At 47.1% G+C, this 14,615-nt stretch carries 15 protein-coding genes and 4 pseudogenes; 4 read left to right on the forward strand and 15 right to left on the reverse strand.

The window, feature by feature from the left end; genetic code table 11:
• Window positions 1-124: 124 nt before the first annotated feature.
• The 3 genes and pseudogenes from BUC26_RS24575 to BUC26_RS19855 all read right to left on the reverse strand — a co-directional run.
• Window positions 125-304: pseudogene (locus tag BUC26_RS24575) on the reverse strand (GFA family protein); the annotation flags it as partial.
• Between the two features lie 57 nt (window positions 305-361).
• A complete protein-coding gene (locus tag BUC26_RS19850; RefSeq protein WP_073378933.1) occupies window positions 362-1,651 on the reverse strand; it encodes a type II toxin-antitoxin system HipA family toxin in 1,290 nt (429 codons plus the stop codon).
• Window positions 1,648-1,890 carry a helix-turn-helix domain-containing protein gene (locus BUC26_RS19855; RefSeq protein WP_073378934.1) on the reverse strand — a complete coding sequence of 81 codons (243 nt, stop codon included), beginning with the start codon at window positions 1,888-1,890 and terminating at the stop codon, window positions 1,648-1,650. Before BUC26_RS19855 ends, BUC26_RS19850 begins: the two co-directional genes overlap by 4 nt.
• 641 nt (window positions 1,891-2,531) lie before the next feature.
• On the opposite strand from BUC26_RS19855, the gene BUC26_RS22785 reads away from it, so the two are divergent.
• Both BUC26_RS22785 and BUC26_RS22790 read left to right on the forward strand, forming a co-directional pair.
• The gene (locus BUC26_RS22785) at window positions 2,532-3,290 is read left to right on the forward strand and encodes an FAD-binding oxidoreductase (RefSeq protein WP_084540798.1); all 759 of its coding nucleotides are present in this window, start codon (window positions 2,532-2,534) and stop codon (window positions 3,288-3,290) included.
• Window positions 3,274-3,960, forward strand: coding sequence for a BBE domain-containing protein (locus tag BUC26_RS22790; RefSeq protein WP_161949899.1), 687 nt, complete (start codon window positions 3,274-3,276; stop codon window positions 3,958-3,960). Before BUC26_RS22785 ends, BUC26_RS22790 begins: the two co-directional genes overlap by 17 nt.
• A gap of 72 nt (window positions 3,961-4,032) precedes the next feature.
• Here the strand turns inward: BUC26_RS22790 and BUC26_RS24580 are convergent.
• The 11 genes and pseudogenes from BUC26_RS24580 to BUC26_RS19910 form a co-directional block, all read right to left on the reverse strand.
• Window positions 4,033-4,245: pseudogene (locus BUC26_RS24580) on the reverse strand (toxin-antitoxin system HicB family antitoxin); the annotation flags it as partial.
• 411 nt (window positions 4,246-4,656) lie between these two features.
• Entirely contained in the window at window positions 4,657-5,061 is a 405-nt protein-coding gene (locus BUC26_RS19865) for a GFA family protein (RefSeq protein WP_073378935.1), read from the reverse strand.
• Between the two features lie 103 nt (window positions 5,062-5,164).
• The gene (locus BUC26_RS19870) at window positions 5,165-5,539 is read right to left on the reverse strand and encodes a VOC family protein (RefSeq protein ID WP_073378937.1); all 375 of its coding nucleotides are present in this window, start codon (window positions 5,537-5,539) and stop codon (window positions 5,165-5,167) included.
• A gap of 199 nt (window positions 5,540-5,738) precedes the next feature.
• Window positions 5,739-6,395, reverse strand: coding sequence for a flavodoxin family protein (locus BUC26_RS19875; RefSeq protein WP_073378938.1), 657 nt, complete (start codon window positions 6,393-6,395; stop codon window positions 5,739-5,741).
• 135 nt (window positions 6,396-6,530) lie between these two features.
• Window positions 6,531-6,857: a hypothetical protein gene (locus BUC26_RS19880; protein WP_073378940.1), complete on the reverse strand. Its 327-nt coding sequence runs from the start codon at window positions 6,855-6,857 to the stop codon at window positions 6,531-6,533.
• Window positions 6,858-7,197: 340 nt separating this feature from the next.
• Window positions 7,198-8,372, reverse strand: a protein-coding gene (locus BUC26_RS19885) for an IS3 family transposase (protein ID WP_143166096.1) whose coding sequence is annotated in 2 segments (ribosomal slippage) — window positions 7,198-8,096 and window positions 8,096-8,372 — 1,176 coding nt in all. Because the reading frame shifts where the segments join, the coding sequence is not laid out codon by codon here.
• Window positions 8,373-8,468: 96 nt separating this feature from the next.
• Window positions 8,469-8,963: pseudogene (locus BUC26_RS19895) on the reverse strand (virulence RhuM family protein); the annotation flags it as partial.
• Window positions 8,960-9,508, reverse strand: coding sequence for a plasmid pRiA4b ORF-3 family protein (locus tag BUC26_RS19900; protein ID WP_279626319.1), 549 nt, complete (start codon window positions 9,506-9,508; stop codon window positions 8,960-8,962). The gene BUC26_RS19900 and the pseudogene BUC26_RS19895, both read right to left, overlap by 4 nt.
• A 38-nt stretch (window positions 9,509-9,546) precedes the next feature.
• A pseudogene (locus BUC26_RS24255) lies at window positions 9,547-10,107 on the reverse strand (DUF6880 family protein); the annotation flags it as partial.
• 21 nt (window positions 10,108-10,128) lie between these two features.
• Entirely contained in the window at window positions 10,129-10,899 is a 771-nt protein-coding gene (locus BUC26_RS24260; RefSeq protein ID WP_244155914.1) for a DUF6880 family protein, read from the reverse strand.
• A 154-nt stretch (window positions 10,900-11,053) separates the two neighbouring features.
• A complete protein-coding gene (locus BUC26_RS19910; protein ID WP_084540797.1) occupies window positions 11,054-11,626 on the reverse strand; it encodes an integrase core domain-containing protein in 573 nt (190 codons plus the stop codon).
• A 630-nt stretch (window positions 11,627-12,256) separates the two neighbouring features.
• Between BUC26_RS19910 and BUC26_RS19915 the strand changes: the two genes are divergently transcribed.
• Window positions 12,257-12,724 (forward strand): MarR family winged helix-turn-helix transcriptional regulator, encoded by a 468-nt coding sequence (locus BUC26_RS19915; RefSeq protein ID WP_279626318.1) that lies wholly within the window; start codon window positions 12,257-12,259, stop codon window positions 12,722-12,724.
• 172 nt (window positions 12,725-12,896) lie between these two features.
• Window positions 12,897-14,261, forward strand: a complete 1,365-nt coding sequence (locus BUC26_RS19920) for an MATE family efflux transporter (RefSeq protein WP_073378945.1) — start codon at window positions 12,897-12,899, stop codon at window positions 14,259-14,261.
• Between the two features lie 85 nt (window positions 14,262-14,346).
• Here BUC26_RS19920 and BUC26_RS23940 read toward each other — a convergent pair.
• A partial coding sequence (locus BUC26_RS23940) for a hypothetical protein (protein WP_208609845.1) occupies window positions 14,347-14,615 on the reverse strand: 269 nt, incomplete at its 5' end.

Genomic DNA, 14,615 nt, shown 5'->3' on the forward strand with positions numbered 1-14,615 from the left:
ACGATCCATACAATTACATCATAGTCCCGGAAGCTGTTGCTATGCTAATAAATATAGCTTCCAATCACCTGAAAAGTATACATCTTTAACGTTTTTCGCGTCGGCTGAAATAGCTTTGCTGTGTGATTTTATTCTGTCCTGACAACCATTTCAACTTTGCAGTAGAAGAAAAAAGATTAGCACCATGAGCCGAGCCAGTATCTTTTCGGCACCGGCTACAATGACAAAGATAGAAATTATCAAAATCTCCTTCTATTTCGAAATTGACTTCACCACATAGGCATGATCCTGACTTAATACTCATATACTTAATTCCTCAAGATTATGGCTGATAAATCGTTTGAACACATAACGCCCAGGATCATAAGCGCGGTTTTTTTCCGTCGGCTGAATTAACCTGGTTAGCAATTTCCTTCAGCCGGTTCAGATTTCTGCGCAGCACCGTGTGGAGGTTCGAATAGATCTCCGCTTTGCCATGTTGTTTTTCATGTCTCGATAACACGCTTTCATAGAGTCTTTCAACTTCCAGGGCGGTTTTGGCGATAACTTCAAAGGCCTTTTCAGGCCTAAGTTTCATATCTTTACTGAAGTGGGTAAAAGAATTTTCATTAATCCGATCATGCCTGAACGTATTGCCTATGGCCATAGCAAGTTTTCGATCCAGGCTGGGATAGACCTGTGTGGAGACCAGATCATAGAATGGTGCGAGCTTTATTATATCCTCGTGGATAATAGAGAAATTTTTACCGTGAGCATCATTGTTGCCTATTAAATAATTGAAGGCCAGTACAGCTGTCAGTGTCTGTTTTACCTCGGATATATCCGTCGACAAATACTCTTCGGCTAATTCCCGGCATTGCAGAAAACCGGGCCCGCCCTGCTCCTGATATTTTCTATTAAACGGCAATCCCATTGCCTGACAGAAATCCTCCTGATGCACTCGTATTACTTTGTTGCTTAGGCGGAGCCGGTCAAAACGTTCGATAAGAAACAGTTCATGACCGGCAAAAGTATACAGACCGGAGTGAGGAACAGGGAGGTTAATCTGCCGGGCCAGATCCATGCAGAATGCCTCATTTCTCTGGATATCATGAAAATAGGGACTGGCGGGTTTTATTATATGAGTTGTCGGCGATGCCGGGTTTTCGGGAAGAAAAAAACTACCGTTCTCATAATACACCGGCAACTTATCTTGCGCCCCGGCAATTGATAGACGGCCACTGGCCAGCTCAGGATATAATTTATGCTTTCCCGGCTCGGATTTGATAGCCTGGAGAGCCTCCCGCAGCTCGGCGTCTATGCATCTGTATTTGCTTCTATGATGAATGACATTTTCCATCTCCGGAATGATGGAGAGCGCGCCCGCGCAGTCTTCGCCAAAATTTTCGAGGAAAGCAAATGTGTCTTTCCTGTCAAACCGGCGATTGAAGGCCAAGATAGTTCGTGCCTCGCTTTCGGGAAAAAGGTTTTCAAAAAATGCGGTGCTCACCCCTGGAGGAAAGCGCTGTTCCCGGCATGGCAGTGACAGTGATATCTGCCGCCCGCTGCTTTCGAGCCATTCGGCAGCGTATTGGAAGGTGATTTTACCTTTTTGGTGTCTCGATATTGTACCGACAATCCGCTGATCCCAGTAAACCGTGAGATTGCTCATTTGTCGATATCTCCTTCGGTCAGGTAAACTCTGAGGCCTACGGTCCGTATCAAATCAAGAACCTTGTCAAGTTGCACCGTCGATTTACCCTGCTCGACGTTGCTGACAAACTTCACGCTGGTGGCGGTATAGTCCGCAAGGTCCTTCTGGGTCCAGTTTTTCTTTTTGCGGGCATCCTTGATTGCAGGGCCGATGTATCTAGGCAGGCGGACATAATATGGATATTTTATTTCAGACATGGCGCGAGGTCTCCTTTCTTAACCGTACAGTTAAATTCACGGGGAGTCAATCGATTTTGACCGATCGGTTAAGTTCTATGGGAACAGGCGTTGCTTGACCGAACGGTTAAGATGGAACGCCGATCTCCTCTTGGAAACGGCTGGAGCCCAGGGCAAAATTCCCATTGGTAGCTTTCCGGATTTTGTCTATCTCTTCAGGTTCCAGCTCATGCCTGAACAACTCTCTGTAGGCCGAAGTTCGTTCGGTTTTGTCATGTCCAATATCGTTATAAAGCGGATGAGGTGTTACAAGTCCAGATGGCTCTCCCTGGCCGTTAACTCTATAACTTGACCACTTGTATCTTCATGCCGTGGAAAGCCTCGCTCATTGTTGGAAAAAGAGTTTAGGGATCTGTCCTCCTGTGCGGCCGTGCGTCGCCTCACCTCTAACACCCTAATGGATGAATAGCTGAAGGGTTTGCACCCGTTTCAAGCGGTAGATGATCGGGAACAATCAGCGACATTCATATTCATCAATAGTTGATGGTTGATATAGCGTCAGGCGCTCTTATAGTCTTTAATATTCACGCAGACCTGCAAGACTCATTAGGAAAGACTCCACGCAGACCTGCAAAGCCATCCTATCAAATAGGAGGTGCATAATGAATACCCTTGAACTGAAAAACCGACTAGGAGAACCAATCCACATAGACCAGGAAACTATCGATGGATTCAGCAGGAAGCTCCGTGGTTCTCTCCTCTTGAAGGAACATCGTGACTATGAAATGGCGCGGAAGGTTTGGAACGGATCGATTGATAAAAAGCCAGCGATGATCGTTCGCTGTCAAGGTACTGCCGATGTTATGGCCTCAGTCGACTTCGTTCGCGACCACGGCCTGCTGTTCTCCGTTCGGGCCGGTGGTCATAATGTCTCAGGGGCGTCCGTAAATGACGGCGGTGTGGTTATTGATGTTTCACAGATGCGTAGTGTCCATGTTGACCCCCATGCACGAATTGCCCGGGTCGAAGCCGGCGCCAGGCTTGGCGATCTCGACCACGAGACGGTCGCGTTTGATCTGGCCGCTCCGGTTGGCTTGGTTTCGGAGACCGGAGTTGCCGGCTTGACCCTGCACGGAGGTACCGGGTGGCTGACGAGGAAGCACGGGCTTTCCATCGATAATCTACACGCCATAGAAATCGTCACTGCCGAAGGTAAGATGCTCAGGACCTCGGTGGATGAACATCCCAATTTGTTCTGGGCTTTGTGCGGCGGTGGAGGCAACTTCGGGGTAGTAACACAGTTCGAATTCAGGCTACACCCCCATCGGCCGGCAGGTTTCTATCTCCATGCCAATATATGCCATGGAAAATGCTCGGGAGGTTATGACTGCCTGCCAAAAGTACATGGCTGCTGCCCCTGACGACCTGATGGTGCTTGGTGTTTACTGGAGCGGACCCCCAATCCCGGAGGTTCCGAAAAAACATCAGGGGGAGCCGGTGGTGATCCTGCTAGGGTGCTATACCGGGTTACCGGAACACGCCCAGGAGGTTATCTCCCCGTTGCGAACGATTGGCGAACCGATCGCTGATCTGAGTGCCGATATGGGTTGGAAGGACGTTCAGCGATTGCTCGACGAGGACTATCCTGACGGGAAGTACTACTATTGGAAATCCATCTATCTCGAACGACTGGATGATGAATGCATGTCTGTTCTCGAAGAATACACGCGCAACCGACCATCGGCAGAATCCTCAATCGATGTCTGGTTTCTCGGTGGAGCTTCCGCTCGCGTAGCACAGGATGCAACCGCATTCTATAATCGGCGGCATCCTTTCATGATTGGCATCGAGGCGAATTGGAGCGCCCAGACTGATTCGGAAGCCAATATCGCCTGGGCCCGTAACCTGCATACGGCGCTCAAACCCTTCTCATCGGGAGGCAATTACCTCAACTTCCCTGGCTATGTCGAGGATATCGAGGAAATGCTGCTTGGCGCCTATGGAGAAAACCTGCAGCGGTTACAATCAATTAAGGCCGCATACGATCCAGATAATCTCTTCCCCGGGCTTTTGAACATTACCCCAAAATGAACAAGACCGGGGTTATGTGAGAAAAAAACGGTTCATCCGGATTGAGCGTACTTTTTTTGTGTTACCGGCAAATTACCCGGCGAAGGACGTCGCTTGAGTCGGATGAACCCTTTTTCGATTGCCAGCTTGACAATCTGTCTTCGAGAGAAATTTGAGGCAGGCGTCTTTCAGTTGTTGTGTGGCCAGTTTATTAATAGTTGTCGCTCTCGCTTCAGCAGGGAGAGCGAGCGCAGCGTGCAGCCCAATCGGCACCCTGAGCAGAATTTTTCCATAGTTAACCTGATTCGGCTCTTTTCCTCAACAACTTGGCAGCCTCCGGAAAGAAGGGGAGATTCAAGCAACTGACGCTATCACGTATCCTAAATTTCCGGATCATTGTAACGAGGCGGGAGGCCGTACCGCAAACTTCTGATACAGCAGGGACAACCGGCGATTCTCACGGATTGTATCGCCCTTGTAAGGACGTTCTTCACTATACGCCCAGGTGATCGGCCGGCTATTGGCATAGAGTTGGTAGGTTTGACTATAGTGCGTCCAGCTGCGCATGGTCTCGCGGACCGGAAAAACTCCGAGCTGCCGTGGTGATCACCACCGGTCCTCGCTTCGCTCTCCCCTCAACCACCACCGGCTTTTCCGGGGGCGAGTGGGGACGACCTTTTGCCTCGACTGAAATAGTTTTTTTATGTGGTTTTATGCTTAGGACGGCAAAGTCTCTATCATAGGTAATTTATGAAGATCTTTATCCCAATTTGCTTTGCTGGAAATAAAAATGTGAGCCGTTGGAGTTATGGTGATATCACCATCAAGGCTTCCAGCAGGAACCACCAGAAGTTCCCCTTCAAATTGAATATGTGGAAGTGCGGATCCACAAATTGAGCAAAATGATTTTTTGTGTTGAGTTGAAGGCAAAGTAAAATTTGTGATTTTATTCTGTCCTGATAACCATTTCAATTTTGCAGAAGAAGAAAAAAGATTAGCACCATGAGCCGAGCCAGTATCTTTTCGGCACCGGCTACAATGACAAAGATAGAAATTATCAAAATCGCCTTCTATTTCGAAATTGACTTCACCACATAGGCATGATCCTGACGTAATACCCATGGATTTACCCCCCAAGATTATGATCGATTAACATTGGTACACATAACGCCCATGCACGCGCGTATGTTTTCGCACGTCGCGTGTATGGGCGTTGTTGGACGGCCTATGACCACGACTCCGAGTCCTTACACACCAGATGAATAATTGCCGCCGGACTCGTCACCCAGAATGCTTGAAAGTTTTGCGGCAACGGTTCGATTTCGTCACACCTCACCACTCCCGACGCTTCGAGATGCTGCGAGGCAGCAGCGATGTCGTCGGTCACTATTTCAAACCACGTTTCCGCTTGACTCATCCCCGGCACCTGATCTATCCAGAGATTGTTCGATCCAAACTCAAAGCCTACAGAGGGTGGGTGTTTGGTTATTTCCTTGAGACTAAGTACATCACGATAGAAGCTGACGGTTGCCTCATATTGATGAGGCGGAACCTTCATCGCTATATTGCGGCCGGCGGCAAATTTTACCCTTGTGGTCATGTCAGTTCCTCTTTAAAAACCCAGCGGCCAGGATCAGGAGCGCGTATTGTGCGCCTGGCTGAATCCGTTTGATACCCTATCGTTGTCGGATACCCAAAATTTTGTCTTCTTGGATTTTCTATCTATTGTTTGAAAGTTTACTTTATTTCTTCCTTTTAACGACTGTTGGCTAGGAAGATCCATGGTCACCTCAATACTGTTACGCATTGAATACCTTCCCAGAAGCCAGCTGTTCACCCAACTGTCGGGCATTTTGACAGTCATTGCTGAAATGAGCGTCTCGGTAGGCTTTCTTTTCCTCTCCGGTGGCGTTGGCTTCGTACAGACTATAATCGGTATATTGCATGGTGTTATTAGCCAAGACCATCTTGCATGAACCAAATTCCCGCTCCAGAGTCTCTCTCGTACGGCCAAGGGTTACATCGTACCCCATGGCTTCAAACAGTTCGCTTGGGACATTCATGGTATAAATGAGACCCACGGGAATTCGCCGGGGAAAGTGACTGGTGGTGTAGTCCGCATAATTGAGATACGGGAAACACAGGCGCTCGATAAAGGCGCGGGTTGCAGCGGATTCACAGCCATAATAAACGGGCGTAGCGATGAGTAAGCCATCGATCTCCGAAACTTTTTCCAGCACCGGTTTCAAATCATCTATAACCGCACAAACGATTGGCCTCTCCTTGTCAAGACGTTTGCATGAAAAACAACTGATACAGCCGGAAAACTGCATTTTGTACAGGTTGAACAGTTCAACCTCTGCACCGTTTTCACGTGCACCGCTGATGGCGTATTCAAGCATCGTTGCTGTATTTCCGTTGAGACGTGGGCTACCGTTAAATGCCAAAATTTTCATATGATTTTCCTTGTTCTGCTTCTATCGGAACTAGATAAATTTCGATTGTTTTGTTTTATTTTTTATATGGTTAACGATCTAGCTGTGCTGTGCAAACGGAGCGTAGCGCAGTTTGCATCCGAACAATGCGCCTTGTTAGGCATTTTTTAGCCTCAGCACCATCAGTTTACTACGAAGCTCGCTTTTGGGTCGTCCTTTAGCTAGTGCCGCCTCGACTTCTTCTATGACTTCGGGTGCTGCCTCGATTACGTTTATTACCTCGGGCGGACCATTACCTTGGACCCAACCTGGCAGATCATCGTTAGTTTCAAATGTTTCATCCGCGAATCCGAGCTTCTGGTACGTTGTCCATGGAAGTCCTCCTGCCAACACAGAGAACGAAAAAAGATCATTAGGCGTTCCAGGGGCGATTACAGCTTCGTAGTCATGCTCCTTTGCCCAGCGAACGGATGCCTGTGCCATGGCAGTTCCAATGCCCCGGCCGAAATACCTTGAATCTGAATCGTCAGACTGAGCAAAACTATCAATAGACCGACCAACGTGAAAACAGGCATGGCACCAAACCGGACCTGAAATGCCTAAGCAACCGTTAAGTACACCGTTCAAATAGGAAGGACGGCTCCAGTCTGGCCACAGGTCGGTGGACCCATGAGGAAGGATCAAACGGTAGCAATGCAACTGGGCGATACATTTGTCACCGTCCCACGCGCAGAAACCGACAATCTCTTGTGTCTTAAATAGTGTCTCAATTCTGCTGCCGTCTGGTAAATGAGGTTGGTCGTCAATAGTGGACACGAAAACCCTATGCAGCTTTTTGCATTTGATAAAACCGGCGCTCGTAAGCGGCCGGTGAAAGATAGCCGAGTTTCTTTTGCTTTCTCTGACGATTGTAAAAGATCTCAATGTACTCTTGAATATCTCGCTTCGCCTCTTGCCGGGTTTGGTAATGCCGGTGGAAGGTGAGCTCGGTTTTCAGGGTGCCCCAGAAGCTTTCAATAGGGGCATTGTCATAACAATCGCCCCGGCGGCTCATGGAGGACTTCATCTTGAATTGGTGCAAAAGTTTACGGTATTCCCGTGAGCAGTACTGGGTGCCACGGTCCGAATGATGAATAAGGCCGGCAGCAGGTCGTTTGACCGCAACCGCTTTAAACAGCGACTCGCTGACCAGATTCCTGGTCATTCGGCCGCTCATGGCGTAGCCGACGATTTCGCCGGTACAGATATCCTTGTGGCCGGCCAGATAAAGCCAACCCTCATCGGTGGGAATGCAGGTTATGTCCGTCAGCCACATCTGATTGGGAGCGAGCGCTGCAAAGTTCTGAGACACCAGGTTTTGGACCACCGGCAAACCGTGATTGGAATTGGTTGTAGCTTTGAATTTCCTTTTCTGGCGGCAGCGGATGCCCAGTTCACGGCGCAATCTCTTGATCCGACAAACCCCAACGTGCACCCCATGATCAGCCAAATCCGCTTGCAAACGCTCCGCGCTGTAGCTCTCCCTGGTGCGGCGATGAGCTGCCTTGATTTCTACCGCCAACCTGGCGTCCTCCCGTTGTCGGCGAGACGGTGGCCTGGTGCGCCAGGAATAGTAACCACTCATGGAGACCGCCAAAGCCTGTACCAGCGCGGGCACGGGATAGGTGGGTCGCATAGCTTCTATCATCGCGTACCGGGCAGCGACTCCTTGGCGAAATACGCGGCTGCTTTTTTTAAGATATCGCGCTCCATCCGAACCATTGCCAACTCCTTCTTGGTCTTGGCAAGTTCGATCTCCACCTCGGTCAGTGGGCGTCGATCTTTGCCAATGGTGCCAAGCTTGCCCGCCTTGGCAGCCCGCACCCAGGACTCAAGCGTGCTTTTCGGCAATGAGAGCCGCTGCGCCGCTTGTCCGGCAGACAGGCCATCCTCCAGCACCAGCCGGGCGGCCTCTTCCCGGAGTTCCTTTGTGTACCGGCCGTTCGGAATCTTTTCCATGATGACACCTCCACTCTGGTTTATGAATGATCAGAGATTTCGTGTCCATCATTTTCAGCCTACCTCATCTTCCGCAACGTCCAGATAGGCAGAGACCAACCGCTGCAATTGCTCTTCAAAATATTGTTTGCCAAGAACAGAACCATCATTCTTTAAACGCTCATCATCCATTGTGTAGCCTTTGATGGTGAACTCCTGAATAATCGTTGTCGCCCATTTACGGAACTGCACGGCACGTTCTCAGTTGACCTTGTAGCCTACAGCGATGATAGCCGAAAGATTGTAGTGTTTGGTATTGTAATTTTTACCGTCTGAGGCAGTTATTCGAAAATTTCGAATAACTGAATCCTCTTCCAATTCACTATCAGCAAACACCTTTTTCAAGTGATAGTTAATGGTATGCGTCTCGACATCGTAGAGAACGCCCATCATTTTTTGGGTCAGCCAGATATTTTCATCTGCATAAACCGCCTCAACGCCTCCCTTACCACTTGCCGCGACAAATGTCAGGTACTCAGCAGCCGAGGACCGGACAATGGATGTCTCTTCTTTTCCTGTCTTTTTTTTTCTTTTGTCTTTATCCTTTTTCATTCAATCCCTCCCCAGGTTTTAAATCTGTCTCGGGACCAGCGTAGATATTTCATCAACTCCCAATTAACAGCTTGGGCATCAAATTTTCCACTGTCATAATCACCACCAGCCCATTCCGTGTAGCTCGTATGTTCCCTGTGATTCGGATCTTTCAGTGCTTTGCAGAATTCAAAAAAACCGGGTGCTCCCCCTACATCTTCTGGTGGGCAGCATCTTTCACCTTCCAGGCAGTACAATTCCATTCCCGGCTCCGGATTGAAATAGTGGCTGTCTTCGATCACCAACTCGTGTTCCCAGTCATCACCAAAGTCATATAGATAACGAAATGTCCGACCTTTTTGTTTGATCAGATCGCCAAGACGATATTTCCCGCATTCAAATCCGTCTTGTTTTGATTTCGGATATTCGGTGTATCGTTTTTTTCCGACCCCGAACTCATGGAGATGATAGTCTTTCCATCCCATGACAACCTGGATGACATCGTGGAGCCGGTCCAGTGTGATTCTGGCCGGCACCACAAAACGTCGCCAGATTTCAGGTTCGATATCAAGTAGTTAAATTTTCAACAAGTAATATCGTTCAGTCATTTTTTCACCTCATATTTCGACCAAAAGCTTCTTTTACGGCCATGGTCCTGATATATCCGATTTTTGAAAGCCTCATGGTTATTAAACGTTTTCCATTCTGTTACAACCGCAGCCAGTTTATCCAGTTTTTTTAGATACCGGATACCATGGGGATAAGCCTTTGTATATCCGCGCTCCAGGATCGAAACCAGCAGACTGCGGTAAATAAGACTGGCTGCAAGGTTACGGTTTTCCAATACCATTTCCTCAGCCAAAGAAAGCAGGCTGCCATAGTAATTGCCGTTCAACTGATCCGCCCGTTCAAGAAGATATGCTTCGGCCTCATCAATTTTTCCGGTTGCAATCAGAAAATTTGCATCTGACTCGCGCAACGTCGAACATTCAGAAATTAAAGCAATTTCATCAACAATAATTTTATCCTGTTTCTCTTGGCCGATTACATCCAAAAGCGCTTGAAGGGTATCCATTGAACGATGGGATCTGAATTTTCGATGTAGAAGATCGGTCAGTTTTTCCGAGTCTCCCTGTTGTCTGAAAATATCCAGCAACAATTGATCCCGCTCATATGCTTGAAAAGTTTAATCTTCAGGGATTTTATTCAGCCATAAATGGGCTGCCTCAACATCCCCACTTTCCAGATACACACGGGCAATATCGATGAACGCCGCGGTTGATAGTTTTCCCCATGAAGCAATACGGGTCTTTTCAAAGAGTTTCGCATCCTTGATCTGCCGGGCAAGAGACTCGATCAACATCAGATGTCTGCGCCTGCCGTATTCATCTTTATCTTTATCCGCCAGTCCCTGAAGCCTGGCAATCATCGTGCGGATAACCGGATCGGGCAGACAGTCACCTGCACAATCTATCAGCGCATCCCGGACCCCATAGCCATTTTTCCGGTTCAGATCCAGTATGATATCAGCAACCTTTGGTTTATCAGCACAGCGCAAGGCATACGCCACGAATACCTCTTTTGCGTCATGGCGGAAAACATCACCCACATCACCGCCAGAGTCATCACAGCGCTCGAAAATGTCTTCATCTGTCTCATAAAAAGCGGCAACCATCTCCACACCCGTCAACGGATCACTAACACCCGACTTTAGATCCTGAAGGAGCATTGTAAGATCCCGGGCAAACCCGGAAGCTCCTCGCCAGTCAATAAAGCGTTTTGATCGTTTCAGTCCTGCCAGCTTCTTTTTGAAACGCTGGATATTCTCCTTAGGCGTTGCAATAAGGCGTTCAACAAGATCATCGGCAGCATCATTCAGCACAGCAATTTCCAATAGGGCATGAGCCAGGCGTTCCGCCCCTAAGTCGATCAGTTTCTGCTTTTTATCATTGTTCAATCCGCATTTCCCCAATCATCAAGCAGCCTCTTTCCATATATAACGATGGTGAAGCCCTCCAACCCTTAGAAGGAATATCAATATACCATTTTCCGGTTCAAATTGTACCTGACGTTCGAACGGCGTATCTTTTGAAAGGCCAAGGTGGTTTCTATCATGATGATAATATTTGAAGTATTCTGACAAAATTATTTTTTAAATGTTTCTCGTTGAGCACAATTATACGATTTAAACAATCACGTCGGATGCTACCTATAAATCTTTCACAATATGGGTTTTGCCAAGGGCTGTGAGGTGCTGTTTTTACTTCTTCAATCCCTATATTTCGTATACGCTTTTGGAAAATCTTTCCATAAATCCCATCTTGATCTCTTAATAAATATTTTGGTTTTGTATCCCAGGGACATGCATCTACAATTTGTTGAGCAGTCCATTGGGCTGTCGGATTCAAGGTTACATTAAAGTGAACGACTTTCCGTCGTTCATGCCATAGGATTACAAATACATACAGAATTTTGAAATCGGCTGTTGGTACAGTGAAAAAATCTATAGCATAAGTATTGTTCATGTGATTCTTCAGAAATGTCCGCCAAGTCTGAGAAGGAGGATTACCAACCCGATATCTCTTGATCATATTTGACACCGTTCGCTCAGAGATCACAATCCCCAATTTAATGAGTTCACCATGCAGTGTCGGCGCACCCCAAAGAGGATTTTCCTTTATCATTTTTTTGACGATCCTTTGAACTTTTATATCTGTGGGAGGTCTTCCTGCTTTTTGGGATTTGGATTTCCAATACAATTTAAAACCCTTTCTGTGCCATCGTATTACAGTCTCCGGTTGCACAACGATCAATACATTTTTCCAGCCATTCCACTATCGGGAAAGAATAACCCAGAAAAGGCGGTCTCTTTTACGGATTTTAGGGCGACGGACCGATTGCTTCATGATAGCAAGTTGCTGCCGAAGGGCAAGATTTTCAATTATAAATCGAAAATTCAATTTGTATATCAGAATAATGCTAAAAAATGTGAAGCTTATTGTTTCCATAATGCTTGAGGGATTATCAGGCACTACCGAAATTGTCAATGATTTCAGTTAAGACGGATTAATGCGAAGGACAACAAAAATTTCTGCAAAGGCCCTCTTTTAAAATGTTCATCACATCTTGCCTTTAAAACATCCCACAAAACGGGAACCTTTCCCCTTACATATAGATCCGCGGCTTCTTGAACCATAGGATTAGCGCCGAGCCTCGTGCCTCGGCACGGTCACTAATCCTTCATTTGTTCGGCACATTATCTTTTTTTCTTGACAAAAGCGTTTAGGAGCTATACTCATTCTGCCATGATAAATATGAAATTTAAAAGCAGGACAAAGATCAGCTACACCTTTTTAAGGATAGTCTCCAAGTTCATTGGGATTGACAAAAAAAACCGGAACTACGGGACAGACCATCCCTTGTACCTGGCGGAAATCCATATGATCAAATCCATCAAAGAGAATGAAGGTATCCATGTCACCGGTCTGGCGGACATGTTAGGCGTGACGAAAGGCGCGGTGTCCCAGATTATAAAAAAGCTTGAACGTAAGGGGATGGTCGTCAAGGATACCGACCCCCGTAATTTGTCAAGACTTGTGCTAAAGCTGACGCTAAAAGGCAAAACAGCATATATGTATCACGAAAAGATGCATCAGGAAATTGACGAGTTTTTTAATATAGCGCTGAAAAATGCCACCGAAAAAAACAAGAAATTTTTGAAGGACCTTCTCAACTCGTTGGATGAGGAGATTGATGCCTTTGAAAAACGAGAGCATCCTTAACGCTAACCGAGAACTTTCCCTGTAGTTTGGGATGCAGTTTATTATGAATAGTGTATGGTAGCTAAACGCTTTCCATCTATAGCAAGCCTTGTGTATCAAACTAGATTTTAACAGGCCTTTATTTTGATCAAAGAGTATAGCTGCTAAACCATAATTAAAGGAGTTGTATATTATGACCTCAAACGATCAAAAGCTTCAGATGATGCGGGACGAGAAAATCCCGAAGGTACTTTTAAAAATGGGCATCCCAATCATGATTGGGATGCTGGTTAATGCGCTTTTCAACGTGGTGGACGCCTACTTCGTCGGTGGGCTGGGAACCAGCCAGATCGGCGCAGTTTCCATTGTCTTTCCGATTGTGCAGATTGTCATGGGGCTTGGCATGGCCTTCGGAAGCGGTGCGGGGTCCTATACCGCTCGTTTATTAGGTAAAGGGGACACTGAGAAGGCAAACATAACCGCTTCGACAGCCTTGTTTTCGAGCCTTATTGTCGGAGTGATATCCATCTCGATTGCCATGTGTTTCCTTGACAATATACTGGTCGCGCTAGGTGCTACAGAAACGATACTGCCTTACGCCAGAGAATATTCGGTTATCTACATTACAGGCTCAATTCTGTGTATTTTCAATGTCGCTATGAACAATATTATCTTAGCCGAAGGCAGGTCGAAACTGACAATGATTTCCATGCTGATCGGCGGTGGCCTTAACGTCATACTCGACCCCATATTCATTTTTACTCTGAACTTAGGGATACGGGGTGCTGCAATCGCTACAGTTATCTCCCAGGCCGTAACGACTTGCCTTTACCTATGGTTTATCCTCAGCAAAAAAGGATATCTTCGTTTTTCTCCCCGTCTATTTGTCTTCGACTTTGCTATCTACGGCGAGGTGTTCAAGATTGGCATCCCAGTTCTTGTGTTCCAGTTGTTAGCCAGCGCTTCAATGGGGTTTTCCAATACGGCAGCCAGCGTATACGGAGACTCAGCCGTTGCCGCCGTTGGCGTTGTTACACGCATTATGGCTATCGGGACATATGTGGTCTTTGGCTTTGTAAAGGGTTTCCAACCTGTGGCCGGATACAATTTTGGTGCGAAAAACTATAACCGAATGGACGAAGCCACAAAGGTCTCGCTGAGATGGGCGACAATATTTTGCGCTGTTGCGGCGCTTCTTATGATCTTCATTCCCAAACAAATTGTATCACCGTTTTCTAAAAATGATTTGGTGCTGATTGACATCGGAGTGCGTGCGCTACGTGCAAACGGAATCATTTTTGCGCTGTTTGGTTTCCAGATGGTCTATATGTCGCTGTTTCTTGCGATGGGGCGAGAAAAAGAAGGCGGATTTCTCAGCATCAGCCGCCAAGGCTTGTTCTTCATTCCGTCAATTCTGATACTACCTTTTATGTTTGGGCTTGAAGGCGTTATTTGGGCTCAGCCCGTGGCAGACTTTTTTTCAGTTATTTTTACGGCAGTGCTCGCGCTTCGACTTCATAAACAAAATAGGGTATTGCTTTTTGCCAAGAAAGTATAAAAAAACAATCAGACGTCTGACATATGGCCCCCATCGGGTACAAACACAAAGGGGCAAACCCTTATTATTGATTAAATGTTTACCATTAATACGGTTTGTTCAACGGCCCGGGGAAGTGGGGTGGATAGTTCACCTTACTGCTGCTAAAGATTTGCTTCGCCTTGCCCGTCATAACGCCCAGGATCATGAGCGCGTATTGTGCGTCTGCCTGAATCCGTTTGTTGTCCCTGAGTTTGTCAGATTCCCAGAATTTTGTAGCGGTGGCGCGCTTATGATCCTGGGCGTTGTTCCCGCGCAGCGGGGACAACGTTGCAAATAACCGGTGCAAATGGAGCGCAGCGGAATTTGCATCCG

The organism is Desulfofustis glycolicus DSM 9705 (assembly GCF_900130015.1).
GTDB lineage: Bacteria > Desulfobacterota > Desulfobulbia > Desulfobulbales > Desulfocapsaceae > Desulfofustis > Desulfofustis glycolicus.

Coding starts and splice junctions, on each gene's coding strand:
- BUC26_RS19850 (WP_073378933.1), bottom strand. CDS start 1,651: ATGAGCAATCTCACGGTTTACTGGGATCAGCGGATTGTCGGTACAATA.
- BUC26_RS19855 (WP_073378934.1), bottom strand. CDS start 1,890: ATGTCTGAAATAAAATATCCATATTATGTCCGCCTGCCTAGATACATC.
- BUC26_RS22785 (WP_084540798.1), top strand. CDS start 2,532: ATGAATACCCTTGAACTGAAAAACCGACTAGGAGAACCAATCCACATA.
- BUC26_RS22790 (WP_161949899.1), top strand. CDS start 3,274: ATGGCTGCTGCCCCTGACGACCTGATGGTGCTTGGTGTTTACTGGAGC.
- BUC26_RS19865 (WP_073378935.1), bottom strand. CDS start 5,061: ATGGGTATTACGTCAGGATCATGCCTATGTGGTGAAGTCAATTTCGAA.
- BUC26_RS19870 (WP_073378937.1), bottom strand. CDS start 5,539: ATGACCACAAGGGTAAAATTTGCCGCCGGCCGCAATATAGCGATGAAG.
- BUC26_RS19875 (WP_073378938.1), bottom strand. CDS start 6,395: ATGAAAATTTTGGCATTTAACGGTAGCCCACGTCTCAACGGAAATACA.
- BUC26_RS19880 (WP_073378940.1), bottom strand. CDS start 6,857: ATGGCACAGGCATCCGTTCGCTGGGCAAAGGAGCATGACTACGAAGCT.
- BUC26_RS19910 (WP_084540797.1), bottom strand. CDS start 11,626: ATGATAAAGGAAAATCCTCTTTGGGGTGCGCCGACACTGCATGGTGAA.
- BUC26_RS19915 (WP_279626318.1), top strand. CDS start 12,257: ATGAAATTTAAAAGCAGGACAAAGATCAGCTACACCTTTTTAAGGATA.
- BUC26_RS19920 (WP_073378945.1), top strand. CDS start 12,897: ATGACCTCAAACGATCAAAAGCTTCAGATGATGCGGGACGAGAAAATC.